Source organism: Kribbella sp. NPDC051936 (assembly GCF_040680955.1).
Taxonomy (GTDB): Bacteria; Actinomycetota; Actinomycetes; order Propionibacteriales; family Kribbellaceae; genus Kribbella.
Window position 1 is genome coordinate 49,091 of record NZ_JBFAXS010000011.1, and the last position, 18,195, is coordinate 67,285.

An 18,195-nucleotide genomic window follows, 5' to 3' on the forward strand; every position below is an offset into this window, starting at 1 on the left:
GTTCATAGGGCGGGCAGTACGTCGAGCGGGCCGTTGTCACCGGCAACGATGCGTTCGAGGCCGAGCTGCCGTTCCCGGTCCGCATCGTCCCCGCCGACATCGTCCACTGAGACCCCTCACCCCTCACCCCTCACCAGGTGATCAGCCGTCGAGGAGTTGGGTGAGTTGGGGTTTGGTGGGGAGGTTTTCGGGGCGGATGATGTCGCCGGTGCGGACGTAGTAGAAGGCTGCGGTGACGTGGTCGAGGGGGATGTTCATGAGTTCGGACCAGGCGACTCGGTAGATGGCCAGCTGCAGGGGGTCGGCGGTTTCGCCGCGGGTGGTTTTCCAGTCGATGACGTCGTAGCCGCGGGAGCCGTCGGGGCGGACGACCTGGTAGACGGCGTCGATGCGGCCGCGGATCACCCGGCCGTCGAGGGCCAGGGCGAACGGGGCCTCGATCTCGTACGGCGTAGTGTCACCGAACGGGCCGTCGCGGAAGGCGTCCATCAGGTCGGTGAGGTCGGTGTCGTCGACGATGTCCTCGTCCGCGGCGCCGGGGAGGTCGTCGGGGTCGAGCAGTAGCTGCTGCCCGAAGTAGCTCTCCACCCAGGCGTGGAACCGGGTGCCGAAGCGCGCGGCCCGGTTGGGTTTACGCGGCATCGGCCGGGCCAGGTCGGCGGCCAGGCCGTCCGGGTCCTTCGCCAGCCGCATCACCTGGGTCGCGGACAGCGCAGCCGGCAGCGTCACGTCGTACGCCTTCCGACTCCGGCTTTCCCTTGCCTCGGACAACAATCGCTCGAGCTCGGAGTCCCAGCGCGCGACCGTCGCCTGCTCGTCGAGCAGCAGCGACTCCTCCGCCTCGACGGACGGTCCTTCAGCGCGCGCCTGCTGCACGAGCGCCGCCGCGTCGAGCCGCCGCTGGTACGACTCCAGGTCGTACGCCGTCGGCCAGGGCGCCTGCGTCTGCTCGGCGAGCTCCGGGTTCTCCTCGGTGAGCTCGGGCTGGTCCGCCCAGGCGATCACCCGCTCCCCGGCGTGTTTCTTCAGGGTGTCGAGGTACGCCGACGGGCCGCGCGGGCGTTTCTGCGTCGGACCCCACCAGTGACCGGTCGCCACCAGCAGCTCCTTCGCGCGGGTGAACGCGACATACCCGAGCCGCCGCTCTTCGAGCGCGTTCACGTCCTTGCACTCGTCGGCGAACGCCTTCAGCCCGGCGTTCGTCAGGTCGTGGATGTCCGGAAGCGTGTCGGCGTCGCCGCGCAGCGGCCACGGCAGGACCTTCGCGTTCGTCGTCCACTTGTCCCGGCCGCGGTCCGAGGGGAACACCTTCGACACCAGGGTCGGCACGAACACGACCGGCCACTCCAGACCCTTCGAGCGGTGTGTGGTGAGCAGCTTCACCGAGTCCGCCTCGCTCGGTACGGCGAGGTCGAGACCGGCCGCGTACTCCTCCTCGGCCGCCAGGTACGCCAGCAGACCGTCGAGCGAGCCGTCCGACTCGGTCGACACGAAGTTGCCCACGGCATCGAGGAACGCGGCCAGGTGATCACGGCGTCCGGCGTCGACGTGGTCGGGTGTCGCAGTCAGCTCGACGTCAAGGCCGATCGTGCTGATCACCCGTCGGACCAGGTCGAGCAGCGGTTCACCCGCGTGGGCGCGCAGCTCGCGGAGCTCGACCGACAGCTCCTTGAAGCGGGTCACGGCCTCCGGCGCATACGGCAGCGGCCCCGGATCGTCGACCGCCTCGGCGAGCGCGATGACCTCGGTCGAGTCCATCCCGGCAACGGCCGCGTCGAGCGCGGCGACCAGGTCGTCGGCGGCCGGCCGCTCCCCCGCGTCCGCGAGTCCGCGGGCGCGATTGGCGAGCAGCGCGAGGTCGCGGTGACCGATCCGGTACCGCGGGCCGGTGAGGATGCGGAGCATCGCCGCGTTCGCCGTCAGGTCGTTGACGGCCTGCAGCGTCGCGACGACGTCGACGACCTCGGGAAGCGCGAGCAGACCGCCGAGGCCGACGACCTCGACCGGGACCTTGCGCGCGATCAGGGCCTCGTGGACGGCGCTGAGGTCGACGTTGGTCCGCATCAGGATGCCGATGTCCTTCCAGCGGCGGTTCCGGGTGCGGTGCGCGGCGACGATCGCGTCGGCGACCCACTCGATCTCCTGCGAGCGCGTCTCGAACAGCCCGACGGTGATCGCGCCTTCGGGAGCGTCCGGCGGCGCCTCGAGCGGGATGACGCCGGGGTGCTGTTCGTACAGCTCGGCGGCGTGCTGGTTCGCGGCAGCGAGGATCCGGCTGCCACAGCGCCGGTTCACGCTCAGGACGTAGCGCTGCGCCGGTGAGCCGTCCGCCTGCGGGAAATGCTCGGGGAATTCGTCCAGGTTCGCCACGGAGGCGCCGCGCCAGCCGTAGATCGCCTGGCACGGGTCGCCGACAGCGGTGACCGGGTGACCCCGGCCGTGCCCGGCGTCCGGCCCGGCGAAGAGTGCCGTGAGCATCCGGCGCTGCGACACCGACGTGTCCTGGTACTCGTCGAGCAGGACGACCTTGTACCGCGCGCGCTCGACCGCGGCGACCTCGGGACACTCCTCCGCGAGGCGGGCGCCGAGCGCCATCTGGTCGGCGAAGTCGACGACGCCGCGCTCCCCCTTGTACGCCTGGTACTCCTCGACGAGCTGCAGGATCTCCCCGCGCTTCAGGGCAGTCTCGGCGAGCTTGCGGACCTCGACGGTCTGCTTGCGCGCCGCGGCGACCTCCTGTCGTACGGCGTCGTCGTGGTCGCGGATGTCGTCCGGGCGGAGCAGGTGGTCGGCGAGCTCGCCGTCCAGCGCGAGCAGGCTGTTGACGAGCGTCGGCACGTGGTGCGACGCGAACCGGATCGGCCCGGCGGACCGCCGTACGACCCGGCCGGCCAGCTGGAACCTGGTGGCGTCGGCGAGCACCCGCGAGTCCGGCTCGAGGCCGAGCCGGAGCCCGTGCTCCGCGATCAACGTGCCGGCGAACGCGTGGTACGTCGAGACGACGGGCTCGCCCGGCTCCTCCGGCTCCCAGTTGGGGATGTTGCTGCGCAGGTGCGCCGCGAGGATCGGGTGCTGGTCCCTCGGCAGCGTCGATCCGAGGACGCCGGCCTTCGTCAGGTCCTCGCGGATCCGGACGTCGAGCTCGTTGGCCGCCTTCTTGGTGAACGTCAGCCCAAGCACTTCCTCCGGCTTCACCTGCCCCGTGCAGATCAGCCACACCACCCGGGCCGCCATCGCGGTCGTCTTCCCCGACCCGGCACCCGCGACGATCACGCCCGGCGCCAAGGGCGCGGTGATCGCCGCCAGCTGCTGATCCGAGAACGGAATCCCCAGCAGGTCGCACAAGTCAGCCGTCGACGTGAGCTGAGCAGGCATCAGCAGACCCCCCGCAGAGGACGCCCGTCGTGACCGGAGACCCCTTGTTGTGACCTGAGACCTGGAATAACAGATCCCAGGTCACAGCAAGAGGTCCCAGCCACCCGCAGGTACGAGCGGAGGTGGGAGTGGGAGCTCTGCATCAGACGATCTCCCGGCCTTCGGGTTGGATGGGGCAGAGGGCCCGGGCCTCGCACCGGGTGCAGCCGTCGTTGCGTTTGGCCACGAAATCCTCCGAGCGGATCATCGTCTCGGCGTCGTCGACGGCCTCGTCGAGCCAGGTCCGGCCGGCCTCGTCGGTCTCCAGCGGGCCCTGGTGCTGGACCTTCGGGAAGCCGCCGTTGTCGTCGTGCCGCAGCTGCACGAGCTCGGCGCCGCCGGCGACCGCGTCCTCGCCGAGCTTCTTGAGCTGCCGCGCGTTGATCGCCCGCTGGTAGATGGCCAGCTGCACATGCCGCTCGAGCGCCGGCTTGGTCGGGATGTTGCGCCCGGTCTTCAAGTCGACCACCCGGACCATGCCTTCGGGGTCCTTCTCGATACGGTCCATCCGGCCCTTCACCCGCACCGCCGGGTGCTCCGCGTCGGGCAGCAGGACGTCGAATTCCACTTCGGTCCCGACCAGCGTCCGGTCCGGACGGCCCTGGTGCCACGCGACGAACCGCCGCAACGCCTGCTCCGCCTCACCGCGCTCCCGGTCCGAGATCCAGGCGGACTCGAACTCGAGCTGGGTCCAGACCTTGTCGAGCCAGCCGTTCAGCTCGTCGACCGACGGCGGCAGCGTTCCCGTCGCGACCGCGTCGGCCAGCGCGTGCAGCACCGAGCCGAAACCGAGCGCCGACGTACTCGGCGTCTCCCCACCGGCCCGCCTGGTCAGGAACCAGCGCAGCGGACAGTCCACGATCGTCGTCAGCGCACTTCCCGACAGCGGAACGGGCTCGGCGGGATCCGCGATCGGCCGCGCCGACTCGGTGCGCTCCCGCACGCCCCACCAGCGCGACGGATCGGCCGTCGGCACCAAGGCCTGATCCCGGTCGTCGACAGCCGAGGCCAGCAAGGCCAGCCGGTCCGCCGCCGCCCGCTTCAACGCCGGCGACGACGCCGGATCCGCCAGCACGCAGCGCAGATCCGCCACCAGCCCCGGCAACGACAACGGCCGCCGCGGGCGCCCCGCGACCAGCTTCCAAGGAATGTCCAGCTCGGCAATGAATCGGGACGGCTGGTCGCCGTCGGCCTCGGGTGCCTGTACGGCGGTCACGATCAACCGCTCGCGGGCCCGGGTGATCGCGACGTAGAACAACCGTCTCTCCTCGGCGAGCAACGCACCCGCCGACAACGGGTCGATCAACCCGTCGGGCCCCAACCGGTCCGGTTCCAGCAACGAACCGCGGCGCCGCAGGTCCGGCCACTGCCCTTCCTGGACGGAGGCGACCACGACGAGCCGCCATTGCAGCCCCTTCGACCGGTGCGCCGTCATCAGCTGGACGCCGGCCTCGCGGTACGTCCCGTCGAACCGGTTGTCCGCCGCGATGTCCAGCGACTCCAGCTCGGACAGGAACGCCGACACGCCCTTGAACCCGACCTGCTCCTCGGCCCGGCCGGCCGCGTCGAACAGCGCGCACAGCGAGTCGAGGTCCCGGTTCGCGGTGCGCGCGACCTCGCCGCCCGACGAGGCCTGGCCGCGCAGCCGCCGCAGCCACGGCGACTCCGACCACAGCGACCACATCACCTCGTCCGGCGCCGCGCCCGCGGTCACGATGTTCCTTGCCTTGAGCAACCGCTCGCCGAGCGCCGCGAACCGCGCCTCGGCCGGTGACGCCTCCTGGTCGAGCAGCAGCGGGTTCAGCATCGCCTCGCGCAACAGCTCGTCCGACGACCGCGGCAACCGCTGCCCGCCCGCCGCGTCGCGGTCCCGCCGGCGCAGTACCCGCGCCAGCCGGCGCAGCTGCCCCGCGTCCATCGCGCCCAACGGCGACAGCGCCAGCGCCCGGACGACATCGACGGTCAGGGTCTCCGGATCGGCCACCGCCCGCAGCGCCAGCAGCATCGGCCGGACGGCGGGCTCGCGCGACAACGGCAGCTCGTCGCCCGCGACGTCCACCGGGATGCCGGCCGCGGACAACGCCCGCCGCAACGGCGGGATCGACCGGCTGCCGGAGCGCACGAGCACGGCCATCTCGTTCCATCCGATGCCGTCCTGGACGTGCGCCCGGCGGAGCAGATCGGCGATGTGTTCCAGCTCGGCGCCGCTGGTCGAGTACAGGTTCGCCTCGACCTTGCCCGGGCCGTACACACACGCGGACGCGTCGGGGTTGCGGAAGCGCTCGAACGTGTCGCGGTCCAGCGATCCCGGCACACCGAGCCGGTTGACGACGTTGCGCGACACGCGCTGCAACGTGGTGCCGAAGCGCCGTGTCGTCCCCAGCGCGATCTGCGCGGCCTCCGCGCCGTCGCGGGTGCGGAACTCGTCGGTGAACCGCAGCAGCCCGCGCACGTCCGCGCCGCGGAACGTGTAGATCGACTGGTCCGGGTCGCCCACGACGACCAGGTCGCGACCGTCACCGGCGATCGCCTGCAACAGCTTCGTCTGACCGGGATCGGTGTCCTGGTACTCGTCCACGAACACCGCCTTGAACTCTGCCCGCAGCTTCGCCTGCACCTGCGGCTGCTGCGCCAGGATCACCGCGCGATGGATCAGCTCGGAGTAGTCCAGCACCTGCTCGGCGTCGAGGATCTGCAGGTACTCCTGGAAGAAGTCGCCGACCGCGACCCACTCGGCCCGCTCGGCCGATCGCCCGATCGCGGACAGGTCCTCCGGGTCGAGCCCCAACTGGCGCGCCTTGCCGATCACGGCCTGCACCTCGTCGGTGAACCCGCGGGTCTTCAACGCCGGATGCAGACTGCCCGGCCAGTGCACCGCACCGACGTCACGACTGCCCGACAACGCCTCGCTCAACCGCAGCGCCTGCTCCGGACCGGACGGCAGCCGCAGTGGTACGTCGAACGCGTCGGCCGGTGTGAACCGGCGCAGCAACGCGTAGCAGAAGGAGTGGAACGTCATCGACGGCATCACCCGCGTCGTCCGCCCGAGGCGCCCGGTGATGCGATCGCGAAGCTCGGTCGCGGCCTTCCGGCCGAACGTCAGCACGAGCACCTCGTCGGGGCTCAGGCCGCGGTTGCGGACCCGGTCGACGACGGCCTCCACCAAGGTCGTGGTCTTACCGGTGCCGGGCCCGGCGAGCACCAGCAGCGGCCCGCCCGGATGCTGCACGACGGCTTGCTGGTCGGCGTCGAGAACAGGTGCCTCCGCGCTCCGGCGCTCCTCCCGGACCAACCGGTACCGGGATCCCTGTCTGCTGACCACCGACACATCTCAACAGACGGCACCGACAGTCCGCGACGAGGCTCCCCGGGCGCCGGCCGGATCGCCGGAAACCGGACAGAACCGCGTAGCCGGCCGATAACTTTCCGCAGCTCCGGTGCATCGAGTCCCTCGACGGCAACACGACGACAAGGAGCACCGAATGAGGACGCTGCGGCACACCGCCGCCCTCCTGGGGACGGCTGTTCTCCTCGCAGGACCGACGACCACCACCGCCTCGGCGGCGAACCCGAAGATCGCGTCGATCTGCTCACTGGACCTCGGCTCGATCACCGCAGGGGGCAACTACGTCGACCAGGTCCTGTCCGCCGCGAGTCCGCCGGCCGCGAGCGAACGCCGGGTGGGCCCGCAGATCGCCGACCCGGGCGCGACGAAGGCCAGTGCGACCTGGGAGTTCTCCTACGACAGCCACGACGGCATCGTCGACCGCGGCTACGCGATCTACGGCACCTGGCTCTACAGCACGCTGATCGCCCGGCCGCCGGACGGACCGTGGTGGGGTCAGGCGAACATCCAGGACGGGATGGGCGACTTCACCCAGCTCGCCCGGTCCGGCTACCCGAAGGGCGCCGACCCGACCCGCGAGTACCTGTACGGGCTGCGCAACGACGGCGTGCTGTTCCGCTGGAAGAAGGACAGCACCGGCTTCCACGGGCTCGGCTCGTCCGCCGGGTTCTCCGCGGTCAAGACCATGACGCTGATCAGTCAGACCGCGACGTACGACACGCTTCTCGCGACCACGCGAGGCGGCGCGCTGTACACGATCCGGATCCCGGTCACGTCGCCGATGACGCCGGTGGTGAAGGCCGTGCGGACGTCGACCTGGCAGGGCTTCGAGGCGATCGTCGCGGAGAAGTGCGGCACGCAGAGCACGCTGCTCGCCGCGGTCGACCGGGACAGCGGGTCGGCGTACCTGTATGCGATCGGGCACGCGAACGGAACCGCCACGGTCATCCAGGCCCTGGGCAAGGTGCCTGGCACGTTCAACGACCCGATCTACTTCCTGCGCACGTCGCAGGAGGGTTCGTCGCTGTACGGCGAGTAGACGCTCTAGTCGTGCGGATCCCAACGGGCCTGGCGCAGGTTCACCCGGCCGTTGGTGATCCGCACGCCGTCGGAGCGCAGCCGGTGGAGCTGCTCGTCGCCGACCTCATCGGCCGGTACACCGGACGCGCGGATCACCCGCCACCACGGCACGCTCGCGCCGTACTCGCGCATGATCGCGCCGACCTGCCGCGGGCCGCCCTGCCCCACGTACTCCGCGATGTCGCCGTACGTCGCGACGCTGCCCTCCGGGATCGACTCCACGGCCTGCAGCACGGCCTCGACGTACTCCTCCCTGTCCACGCGCCCCAATCTAGGCGAGCGGGGCGAGCGCCTTCGCGAGCGGCTCCAGAACCGACGGCGGCGCGTCCAGCGGAAGGTTCATGACGACCAGGTCGACACCGGCCTCGCCGTACGCCGCGGCCTCGGCGACCGCCTTGTCGAGCGGGCTGTCGGGGTCGATCCGGACGTTCACCGAGCAGGTGATCTCGCCGACGTCGCGGCCGGCCTCCTCGCAGCGCTGCACCAGGACGTCCTTGAGCGCCTTCCACTCCTGCGGGTTCGGGACGATGACGTTCCACTGCTGGGCCCACTTGGCGACCGCGCGGAGCGTGCGGTTCGGGCCCTTGCCGCCGATGGTGATCGGCGGGTGCGGCGTCTGCACGGCCTTCGGGTTGCAGTACGCGTCGGTGAGCTTGACGTACTTGCCGTCGAAGTTCGCGACCTCTTCGGTGAGCAGCGCGATGATCGCCTGCGTGCCCTCGTCGAACCGGTCGAAGCGCTCCTTCAGCGGGTACAGGTCGATGCCGTACGCCGCGGTCTCCATCTCGTTCCACCCCGCGCCGATGCCGAGCTCGAGCCGTCCGTTGCTGATGATGTCGGTGGTCGCGGCCATGTTCGCGAGCACGGCCGGGTGCCGGTAGATCATCCCGGTCACCTGGCAGCCGAGCCGGATCCGCGACGTCGCCTGCGCGAGCGCGGCCAGCGTCGTCCAGGCCTCCAGGTTCGGCCCCTGCATGTCACCGGTCAGCGGGTAGAAGTGGTCCCAGTGCCAGGCGGACTCGAAGATCTCGAACTGGTCCGCCGCGACCCACACGTCCCGCATCTGCTGCCAGGTGGTGTGCTCCGGCCTGGTCTTGATCGCGAACCGCATTCCGCGCCTCCCTCAGGGGTAGCCGTTTCCCGGGCGAGACTACTCTGCTTTCGCCTCAGTCGAGACCGAGTCTGGCGCGGACCTCGGGGCGGCGCAGCGGAGGGACGGTCTGCGGCGGGGTGCGGCGGGCCGGCATCTCCTCGAGGAGCTGCTCGGTGATGCGGGCGACCTCGGTGGCCGCGCGCTCGATCGGGCCGCGAGTGGTCGCGCTCAGCGAGCCGACGCCCGTCACCTTGCGCACATATTGCAGCGCGGCCGCGTAGATCTCTTCGGAGGTCGCCGACGGCTCCAGTCCCCGGAGCACGGTGATGTTTCTGCACATGCTCCCGACAGTACGTGCCGCCGGGGACAACTACGAGGTATTGACAACCCTAATGGCATTAGGTTTTCCTCATGGCATGAGCACTACCGCGCCGGACCGCCGGACCCGCCGTCGTCAGCAGACGATCGAGGAGATCCTCGACGTCGCGATCGAACTGATGGCGTCCGAGGGCGTCGCGGCGCTCAGCCTGTCCGCGGTGGCCCGGCGGCTCGGCATGCAGCCGCCGTCGCTGTACCAGTACTTCCCGTCGAAGATGGCGATCTACGACGCGCTCTTCCAGCGCGGCAGCGAGCTGCAGCGGGACGCGTACCGGGCGGCGCTCACGACTGCCGCGACCGGGGATCCGCTGGAGCTCAACCTGATCGCGGCGACCGCGTTCAGCCGGTGGTGCCTGGAGAACCCCGTCTACACCCAGCTCATGTTCTGGCGGACGGTGCCCGGCTTCGAGCCGAGCGCGGAGGCGTACGCGCCGGCGCAGGAGACGCTGCGAGATCTCCGCGACCACCTGCAGGCGACGGCCGACGCGGGCTACCTGCACCCGGACGCCGCCGGCGACGAAGGCGTCGCGCTGTTCACGTCACTCACCGCCGGGCTGCTGTCCCAGCAGCTGGCGAACGAGCCGGACGCCTCGTTCGAGGACGGGCGGTTCATCCGGATGCTGCCGACCGTGCTCGAGATGTTCCATCAACGCTACGCACCAATCAGGGGGAGCAAATGACCGCAGTACTCGCGGAACAGATCGGGCGGGCCGACCGCGCGCGGTGCCGGGTCCACCGCGACGCCGAGCTCCACGCGTGGCACGAGCTGCTCGCGTCGATCGAGGGGGACGAGTGGCAGCGCCGTACGGTCTGCGACGAGTGGGACGTCGCCGACATCGCCGGTCACCTGATCGGCCAGGCCGAGGACGTGAACAAGGCGTTCTCGTTCCCGCGCCGGTACCGGAAGGCGAAGCGGGTCTATCCCGACGTGCTGCGGATCGACGCACACATGATGGTGCAGGCCGACGAGCACCGCGGTACGCCGCCCGCCGGGCTGCGCACCGAGTTCGACCAGGTGTGGGCGAGGGCGACCCGGAAGATCTCCAAGAACCCCGAGCTGATCCGCCGGGTGTCGATGACGATCGACGGGTTCCACGTCGTGAAGTTCAGCCTCGGGTACATCCAGGACATCCTGCTGGCGCGCGACCTGTGGATGCACCGCGACGACGTCTGCCAGGCGCTGGGCCGCCCGTTCGACGCCGGGCCGTACGCCGGGGAACTGGTCGCGCAGGTGATGTGCGACCTGATGGACGGACCGTGGTGGGAGGACCGGCCGGCCGTCGAGGTCGAGCTGACCGGGCAGGGCGGCGGGACCTACCGACTCGGGAGAGGTGCGCCGGTGGGGCGGGCCACAGTGGACGCGGTCGGGTACATGCGGACCGTCTCCGGACGCGACGACGCCCCGGCGGTCACGGGTGATCCCGTGGCCACCGAGGCGGTCGAGTCCTGCCGGATGCCCTTCTAGTACGACGGCTGGCTCGGGTCGATCTGGTCGACCCAGGCGACGACCCCGCCGCCGACGTGGACGGCGTCGGAGAAGCCCGCGCCCTTGGCGATCGCGAGCACCTCCGCGGAGCGGACGCCGGACTTGCAGTGGAAGACCAACTGCCTGTCCTGCGGCAGCTTCTCCAGCGCCACGCCGGTCTGGAAGTCCGCCTTCGGGATCAGCACCGAGCCCGGGATCTTGTTGATCTCGTACTCGTTCGGCTCCCGCACGTCGATCAGGACGAAGTCCTTCTCGCCGTTGTCCTTGAGCTTGATCCACTCGCTGAGCTGCTTGACCGAGATCGTCGATCCGGCGGCCGCGTCGGCCGCCTCCTCGGTGATCGCACCGCAGAAGCTCTCGTAGTCGATCAGCTCGGTGACGGTCGGGTGCTCGCCGCAGATCGCGCAGTTCGGGTCCTTGCGGACCTTGAGGGTGCGCCAGTTCAGGTCGAGCGCCTCGTAGATGTTCAGCCGGCCGAGCGACGGGTCGCCGATCCCGGTGAGCAGCTTGATCGCCTCGGTGACCTGCGCGGCGCCGACCGACGCGCAGAGCACGCCGAGCACGCCGCCCTCGGCGCAGGACGGGACCATGCCGGGCGGCGGGGGCTCCGGGTAGAGGCACCGGTAGCACGGGCCGTTGTCGGCCCAGAACACGCTGACCTGGCCGTCGAAGCGGAAGATCGAGCCCCACACGTACGGCTTGTGCAGCAGCACCGCGGCGTCGTTCACCAGGTACCGGGTGGCGAAGTTGTCGGTGCCGTCGACGATCAGGTCGTACGGCTCGAAGATCTCGAACACGTTGTCGTTGTCCAGCCGGGTCTCGTGCAGGACGACGTTCGTGTACGGGTTGACCTCGAGGATGGACTCCTTGGCGGACTGCGCCTTGGACTTGCCCACGTCGGACTGGCCGTGGATGACCTGACGCTGCAGGTTGGACTCGTCGACGGTGTCGAACTCGACGATGCCGAGCGTGCCGACACCGGCGGCGGCCAGGTACAGCAGCGCCGGGCTGCCGAGACCGCCGGCGCCGATCACCAGCACCTTGGCGTTCTTCAGCCGCTTCTGCCCGGCCATCCCGACCTCGGGGATGATCAGGTGCCGCGAATACCGCCGCACCTCGTCAATCGTCAGCTCGTCGGCCGGTTCGACCAGCGGTGGCAGTGACACGTGTCGGCTCCTCAGGAAGACGTCGGACGGGATCTCCGGTTTTCAACCATCTGTCCCGCCTCCATGTTCCCGCACTATCCCAACCGCCCCTGACAGAGTCCACATCCCGGTACTGGCGTCTCAGTCGTTGTCGGTGATCGTGGCGGTCAGGGTCGCCGGGATCTTGAGGACGGCGCCGTCGACCTGCTGGATCACCGCGGTGAAGGTTTCGGGCGGTTCCTTGAGCTTGTCGTCGAGGATCCTGACCTGGAGGTCTCCGGTGGTCTTGCCGGGCTCGACGTACGCGTCGATCGTCCGGTCCGCGGGGCCGGTGCCGTCGTCGTTGACGCCGGTGTAGTCCTTGCGGATGACCGCCGTGCCGTCCTTCAGGACACCGGAGAAGCTGACGTACTTGTCGCTCGGCGCGGACAGCTTCACTCCGAAGCTCACCACGCCGGCCTTCTCGGGCGTCTTCAGGTTGGTCAGGGTCAGTGTCGGCGTCGGGTCGTCGTCCATGACCAGACCGTGACCGAAAGACTCGTCCAGCAGCGCGTCGTGCGGTGCCGACAGCACCAGATTGAACGGCAGGTCGTAGCTGTCTCTGGTGTTCGCTTTGATCGGCACAGTCACCTTTTGGCGCACCTGGCCGGGCTTGAAGACCAAGTGCTGCGCCAGGTCCCCGACCGATTCGCCGAGCTCGCCGTTGGTCTCGACGTACACGCTGACCGGCCGGATGCTCGGCCGCGACAGGCGGACCCAGAAGCCCACCGTGTGCGTGCCCTTGTCCCCTTCCTTCACGGTGACGCTTGAGGCGGACAGCTTCGGCAGCAGCACTGCCGGCGCCGAGAAGCCGAGTCCGGGCGACGAGAAGCCCAGGTCGCTCACGTACGCCGACCCGCTGGCGACCCTGTCCGTCCGCAGCTCCACAGCGCGTACGTCGCGCGGGTCCACGCCCTTCAGCGACGGCACGGGGATACGGACCGTCCGCAACAGGTTCTTCGGCAGGCCGACCTCGTTGTTGCCCGGCATCCGCACCAGCGCGTCACTGACCGCGGACACCGGTACCACGGCCGCCCGTCCGTGCCCGTCGACCACACGGACGCTCAGGTCGGTCTTGGGCGCACCGGACGGATCAGGCGCGGCACGGAACGTCAGGGCCGCAAACCGCCGTACGTCGCGGTGCCCAGCCGGTACGTCGACGCGCAGCACGCCGTTCGTACCTGTCCACTTCAGCTTGGTGACCGCGGTGGTCGGTGTCTTCGCGGCGAACCACGCTGTGTCCCAGTGCGGCGCGTTGCCCCAGTCCTCGGTGTCCATGCAGGTCGGAGTACTCGCTCGCAGGTTCTTAGCGGTCACACCGGCGCACACGGCCGCCGACAGCTTGCCGCTGACCGCTCCTGCCGGCAGTGGCTTGTCGAAGTGGTTCAGGTCCCGCCGCGACCTCAGCGGCGCCTGCGACACCACTCGCACGACGGCCTTCCCGGCAGACGCCGCCCGCGAGTCAGAGCCGTCGAACTGCGGCAGGAACTGCATCTCGCGCCCCAGCTGCAGACGGAAGAACCCCGCGACGTACGCCGTGCCGACGGCCTGCTGCTGCTTCGCGGTCAACCGGCCGGCGTACTTGGCTCCGCACGGCGACGCCTTCTCGTCACCGAACCAGTCGTCGTTCGACGGAGCGACCGACTGGCCAGGAGTCCACTCGGTGTTGAAGAAGTTGTGGTTGGCGCCCAGCACCGTCACGGTGGAGCGCGGTGCGGTGTCGCCGCCGACCGAGTACCGGGTGTCGTCGTAGAACTTCTGGCCCTGCAGGTCGGACACGTCGCCGTCGCAGTACGGCAGTACGACGCTCATCGCGACGCCCGGCACCGTGGCGCGCGCGAAGTCCGTGGGAGCCAACGGAAGGACCGCGCGGATCCCGTACTGACCACCGCGGTCCGCGTTCAGCACAGCAGCCCGTGCCACGCCCTCACCGCCGCGCGAGTGCCCCATCAAGCCAACGTTCTGGAGGTCGATCTTGCCGGCGAAGCGGGTACCGAACGGGCCGCCACCGACCGTGGACCACTTCCGCCACAGTGCGAGGTGGTCCAGGATCAGCTCGGCCCGCGCCTGCGCGCCCGCGTCGTACGCGTCGCTGTCCCAGCCGTTGATCGCGTTGGCGCTGATCGACACCACCTGGTACCCGTTGCTGGCCAGCGCGGTCGCCGGGCCGCCGTACCCCCGGAAGCTGGGGACGGGCTTCATCCCTGATGGACACGGCCACGGCTTCTCGTCGTCGGACGGGTGGGTGGGCTCGCCGTAACAGACCTCGTGCCGGCCATGCAGGAAGACCACCAGCGGCCGCGGTCCAGCCGCACCACGTGGTGAGTACACCTTCCCGCGCAGCTCCGCCCGGTGCTTGAGGCCCGGCAGATAGACGGCCTCGTCACCCAGGTCGTACTCCGCGGTGTCGACCTTGTACTTGCCGGGCGTGCCCGGGTCCGAAGGCAACAGCGGGCCGCGGCGCGCCTTCAGCCAGTCGGCATCGGTCGATCCGGCCGGGTTGACGGCCCGGCGCTTGCCGGACTCCTTCCCCAGGTCCCCGGACCAGACCAGGCGTACGTCGCGCGCCTTCAGTACGGCCGGGTCCGTGCTGACCAGGGTCAGCGTTCTGCGGTCCGGCGACTGCTTGGCGACACCGAGCGGTTTGCCGTCGACCTCCAGCAGCGGAAGGGACGCACGCATCGGCACAGGCTCGTCGAGACGAAGGGTCAGCTGGAATCCGTTGGCGAGCGGCCGCACGTCCCAGTGGTTGCTTTGAGCAACTACTGGCGGTGCGGCGGTCGCGGTCAGCGGCCCCACACCGAGCAGTACGGCGATTCCCAACGACAGATTTCGGGCGGTTCTGCCATTCACGCGCCCAAGTTGACCCGACCCGCCGCTCAGTCGTGTCTCAGCCGGGCGTCGGATTCGACTCGATCAGCCGATCAACTGACGGAACGCCCGCGCCACCTGGTCCGGATGTTCCATCTGCGCGACATGCCCGGACCGCGGCAGGTACAGCGTGCGGGCGTCCGGGAAGGTGCGCTGGGCCTTGGTCCGGATCCGCGCGTCGACCAGACGGTCCTTGCCGCCGTAGATCAGCAGCACCGGGCACTGCACAGCCGCGGCGTCCGCCCAGAGCGACCGCCGCGGTGGGGCCAGCGAGGACCGCAGGATGCTGCGCGCACCGTCGACTGTGGCCTGCTGGGCCCAAGGGTCGGTGTCGCGACGGCGCAGCTCCTCCTCGTACGCCGCCCGCACCTCTGGGTCCAGCCCTCGTGGATCACCGAACACCATCGCGAGCGACGCCTGGAAGCGCCGGTCGAACGGCATCCGCCTCGTCCGCTCCAGGACGGCCGGACCGAGCCGGGGAGTTGCCAGCGCCGTGAACCACAGGGCACTGGCCGACACTCGCGGATGCGGCAGGGCCGGCGACACAAGCGTCAGCGATGCGACCAGGTCCGGCCGTTGCGCCGCCAGGGCCACCGAGGCGGCCCCGCCCATCGAGTTCCCGAAGACATGCGCCGGGCCCGCGTACTCCCGCTCCAGGAGCTGGACGAGCAGGTCGGCCTGCTCGGAGATCCCGGTCACGCCGGACAGCGGCGTACGCCCATGACCGGGGAGATCGGGCGCGATGCCGCGGACCGAGTCGTTGAGAAGCAGGCCGAGGGCTGTCCAGTTCAGCGACGACCCGCCGAGGCCGTGCACGAACAGGGCCGGCGGCAGGTCCGTCGCCGCACCGGGCAGGTCCCTGACCGCCAGATCCACGCCGGAGACCGGGACCCGCCGCACCGGCCAGTCCCGGACCGCCAGCGGCGACCCATCTCCGGTTACTGGTCCGTAACTATCCACGGCACCCATGTTAGGCCGCTCCGCTGATGGAGACTGGGACGTATGGCGGGTGCGCAGCAGCAGCTGACGACCGAGGTGGACGGGCAGACGATGAAGCTCACCAACCTCGGCAAGGTCCTGTATCCACGGACCGGGTTCACCAAGGCCGAGGTGATCGACTACTACCACCAGGTGGCGACGCTGCTCCTCCCCCACCTGTCCGACCGGCCGCTGACCCGCAAGCGCTGGCCGGACGGCACCGAGGCGGCGTACTTCTTCGAGAAGAACGCTCCCCGCGGTACGCCGGCCTGGGTGCGGACCGAGACGCTGCCGACGCCCGGCAGCTCCACCGGACGCGACGAGATGAGCTTCGTGGTGTGCGACGACGTACAGACCGTGGTGTGGCTGGCCAATCTGGCCGCACTGGAGCTGCACGTGCCGCAGTGGCGGATCGGGCTGTCCGACCAGGGCAAGGACCCGCGGGCGGACCTGATCGTGTTCGACCTCGACCCCGGGCCGGGAGCGACGATCGTCGAGTGCTGCGACGTGGCTCTGGGGCTGCGGGAACTGCTCGGCCACTTCGGTCTGGAAGGCTGGCCGAAGACGTCCGGGAACAAGGGCATGCACCTGTACGTGCCGATCGAGCCCGCGCCGTCCAAGCAGACCAGTGCCTTCGCCAAGCAGCTCGCCGAGCAACTGGCGGAGGCGCTGCCGGAGAACGTCACCGCCAACATGACCAAGGCGCTACGGCCCAACAAGGTGTTCATCGACTGGAGTCAGAACGCCAGCGCCAAGACCACGCTGGCGCCGTACTCGCTGCGCGGCTCCGACGAGCCGCGGGTATCGACACCGATCGACTGGGACGAGGTGGCGTCCGCGACCTCCCCCGAGGACCTCCGGTTCCTGCCGCACGACGTACTCGCCCGGATCGAGGAGTACGGCGACGTACTCGAAGGGCTGTACGACGACCCCAAGCCGCTACCGGCCTAGATGAGAGGAGCGCGAGCCAGATGACCAGTGGACCCGATTACGAGGGCCCGGGCGACGACAACCTGCCGACCGAGGCCTCCGAGGCGGACGTGCTCGAGCAGCGCCTGGCCTCGACCGTGGTGGACGACCGGTCCGAGGAGTCCGGGCTCCCGAGCGAGGCGGACCCGGCGGACGTGGAGGAGCAGCGCCGCGAGGTGGGCGACGCCGACGAGGACGACTACCGCTGACCGCCGTACCTGCCGCGGACCGCAGTACCACGATGGAACGGTCCGTGGCGGGTTGGTCGGCGGGGAAGCTACTGACGGGAAGGACTGCTGGGTAGGATTCGTGGAACGACCCGGTGCCGGACGAAGCCGGCCGCCGGAGAGCACCACCGAAGGAGCCGACCGTGTCGACGACACCGGAGACCGCACCCAAGCGGGGCAGCCGCCTGCCCCGGCTGGCTCGCCGCGCCCAACTGCTCGAGGCGGCCCAGGAGGTCTTCGTCGCGAACGGGTACCACGCCGCCGCGATGGACGACATCGCCGACCGCGCGGGCGTGTCCAAGCCGGTGCTGTACCAGCACTTTCCCGGGAAGCTCGAGCTGTACCTGGCGCTGCTGGACACCTCCTGCGACGCGATCGTGGCGTCGGTGCAGGACGCGCTGAAGTCGACCGAGGACAACAAGCTCCGGGTCGCGGCCACGATGCACGCGTTCTACGACTACGTGGCGAACGCGCAGGGCGCCTTCCGGCTGGTGTTCGAGTCGGACCTGACCAACGAGCCGGCCGTCCGCGAGCGCGTCGACCGGGTCACGCACGCCTGCGCCGAGGCGGTTTCCGAGGTGATCAGCGCCGACGCCGGCCTCAGCCGTGAGCAGTCGATGGTGCTGGCCGTCAGCCTGGTCGGCATGGCCCAGGTCAGCGCCCGCTACTGGCTCGGCGCCGGCGACCCGTCGTTCCCGCAGCAGCAGGCCGCCGACCTGGTCGCCTCCCTCGCGTGGCGGGGTATCCGGGGCTTCCCGCGCACCGACGGCTGACGGTTCTGCTCTCGGCGGACGGGTGCGGGCCCGGCAGAACGACCGGATAGGCTCGAACTGTCATCGGCGAAGGTCGCCGGTCGAACGTGCCCGGAGGGTTTCGTGGAGGTCAAGATCGGCGTGCAGCACGCCAATCGGGAATTGGTTCTGGAGAGCGAGCAGACTCCGGAAGAGGTCCAGGCACTGGTCGCCGCGGCGCTCACCGGCAAGTCCGGTCTGCTCGAGCTGACCGACGAGAAGGGCCGCCGGGTGCTGATCCCGGCCGACCGGCTCGCCTACGTCGAGATCGGCGAGGTGTCGACCCGCAAGGTCGGGTTCGGCGCGATCTGATCGCGTTCCGGACACAGTCGCGCGTGTCCCGGTTGCGGAAAGCCACCGAGAGGGCACGATGACGGT

Annotated in this window: 15 protein-coding genes; 7 read left to right on the forward strand and 8 right to left on the reverse strand. The window is 70.0% G+C overall.

Annotated features, from left to right (window positions below):
- Positions 1-141: 141 nt before the first annotated feature.
- The gene (locus tag AB0L64_RS34540; RefSeq protein WP_363717140.1) at positions 142-3,375 is read right to left on the reverse strand and encodes an ATP-dependent DNA helicase; all 3,234 of its coding nucleotides are present in this window, start codon (positions 3,373-3,375) and stop codon (positions 142-144) included.
- 142 nt (positions 3,376-3,517) lie between these two features.
- On the reverse strand, positions 3,518-6,736 hold the full coding sequence (locus AB0L64_RS34545; protein WP_363717142.1) for an ATP-dependent DNA helicase: 3,219 nt from the start codon (positions 6,734-6,736) through the stop codon (positions 3,518-3,520).
- Positions 6,737-6,896: 160 nt separating this feature from the next.
- Here AB0L64_RS34545 and AB0L64_RS34550 point away from each other — a divergent pair, with 160 nt between their 5' ends.
- A complete protein-coding gene (locus tag AB0L64_RS34550) occupies positions 6,897-7,799 on the forward strand; it encodes a hypothetical protein (protein WP_363717144.1) in 903 nt (300 codons plus the stop codon).
- Positions 7,800-7,804: 5 nt separating this feature from the next.
- On the opposite strand, the gene AB0L64_RS34555 is transcribed toward AB0L64_RS34550, so the two are convergent.
- Genes AB0L64_RS34555 through AB0L64_RS34565 form a run of 3 tightly spaced genes read right to left on the reverse strand, consistent with a single transcriptional unit; the run spans position 7,805 to position 9,273 of the window.
- Positions 7,805-8,101 carry an MGMT family protein gene (locus AB0L64_RS34555; RefSeq protein ID WP_355700220.1) on the reverse strand — a complete coding sequence of 99 codons (297 nt, stop codon included), beginning with the start codon at positions 8,099-8,101 and terminating at the stop codon, positions 7,805-7,807.
- Positions 8,102-8,111: 10 nt separating this feature from the next.
- The gene (locus AB0L64_RS34560) at positions 8,112-8,951 is read right to left on the reverse strand and encodes a TIGR03560 family F420-dependent LLM class oxidoreductase (protein WP_359925799.1); all 840 of its coding nucleotides are present in this window, start codon (positions 8,949-8,951) and stop codon (positions 8,112-8,114) included.
- Positions 8,952-9,006: 55 nt separating this feature from the next.
- Positions 9,007-9,273, reverse strand: a complete 267-nt coding sequence (locus AB0L64_RS34565; protein ID WP_130439916.1) for a DUF2277 domain-containing protein — start codon at positions 9,271-9,273, stop codon at positions 9,007-9,009.
- Positions 9,274-9,349: 76 nt separating this feature from the next.
- Here AB0L64_RS34565 and AB0L64_RS34570 point away from each other — a divergent pair, with 76 nt between their 5' ends.
- The gene (locus AB0L64_RS34570; protein ID WP_363717147.1) at positions 9,350-9,991 is read left to right on the forward strand and encodes a TetR/AcrR family transcriptional regulator; all 642 of its coding nucleotides are present in this window, start codon (positions 9,350-9,352) and stop codon (positions 9,989-9,991) included.
- The gene (locus AB0L64_RS34575) at positions 9,988-10,776 is read left to right on the forward strand and encodes a maleylpyruvate isomerase family mycothiol-dependent enzyme (RefSeq protein WP_363717149.1); all 789 of its coding nucleotides are present in this window, start codon (positions 9,988-9,990) and stop codon (positions 10,774-10,776) included. Before AB0L64_RS34570 ends, AB0L64_RS34575 begins: the two co-directional genes overlap by 4 nt.
- Here AB0L64_RS34575 and moeZ read toward each other — a convergent pair.
- The 3 genes from moeZ to AB0L64_RS34590 form a co-directional block, all read right to left on the reverse strand.
- Positions 10,773-11,963, reverse strand: a complete 1,191-nt coding sequence (moeZ, locus tag AB0L64_RS34580; protein ID WP_363717151.1) for an adenylyltransferase/sulfurtransferase MoeZ — start codon at positions 11,961-11,963, stop codon at positions 10,773-10,775. The genes AB0L64_RS34575 and moeZ overlap by 4 nt on opposite strands.
- A 120-nt stretch (positions 11,964-12,083) precedes the next feature.
- Positions 12,084-14,834, reverse strand: a complete 2,751-nt coding sequence (locus tag AB0L64_RS34585; protein ID WP_363717153.1) for a Calx-beta domain-containing protein — start codon at positions 14,832-14,834, stop codon at positions 12,084-12,086.
- A 63-nt stretch (positions 14,835-14,897) separates the two neighbouring features.
- Positions 14,898-15,812: an alpha/beta fold hydrolase gene (locus AB0L64_RS34590; protein WP_363717155.1), complete on the reverse strand. Its 915-nt coding sequence runs from the start codon at positions 15,810-15,812 to the stop codon at positions 14,898-14,900.
- Positions 15,813-15,854: 42 nt separating this feature from the next.
- On the opposite strand from AB0L64_RS34590, the gene ligD reads away from it, so the two are divergent.
- The 4 genes from ligD to AB0L64_RS34610 all read left to right on the forward strand — a co-directional run bounded on the left by ligD (position 15,855) and on the right by AB0L64_RS34610 (position 18,129).
- Positions 15,855-16,781, forward strand: coding sequence for a non-homologous end-joining DNA ligase (ligD, locus tag AB0L64_RS34595; protein WP_359925816.1), 927 nt, complete (start codon positions 15,855-15,857; stop codon positions 16,779-16,781).
- Positions 16,782-16,801: 20 nt separating this feature from the next.
- Positions 16,802-17,008: a hypothetical protein gene (locus AB0L64_RS34600; protein ID WP_359925819.1), complete on the forward strand. Its 207-nt coding sequence runs from the start codon at positions 16,802-16,804 to the stop codon at positions 17,006-17,008.
- Between the two features lie 161 nt (positions 17,009-17,169).
- The gene (locus AB0L64_RS34605) at positions 17,170-17,799 is read left to right on the forward strand and encodes a TetR/AcrR family transcriptional regulator (RefSeq protein WP_355476562.1); all 630 of its coding nucleotides are present in this window, start codon (positions 17,170-17,172) and stop codon (positions 17,797-17,799) included.
- A 102-nt stretch (positions 17,800-17,901) separates the two neighbouring features.
- Entirely contained in the window at positions 17,902-18,129 is a 228-nt protein-coding gene (locus AB0L64_RS34610) for a DUF3107 domain-containing protein (protein ID WP_359925825.1), read from the forward strand.
- The last annotated feature ends 66 nt before the right edge of the window (positions 18,130-18,195 follow it).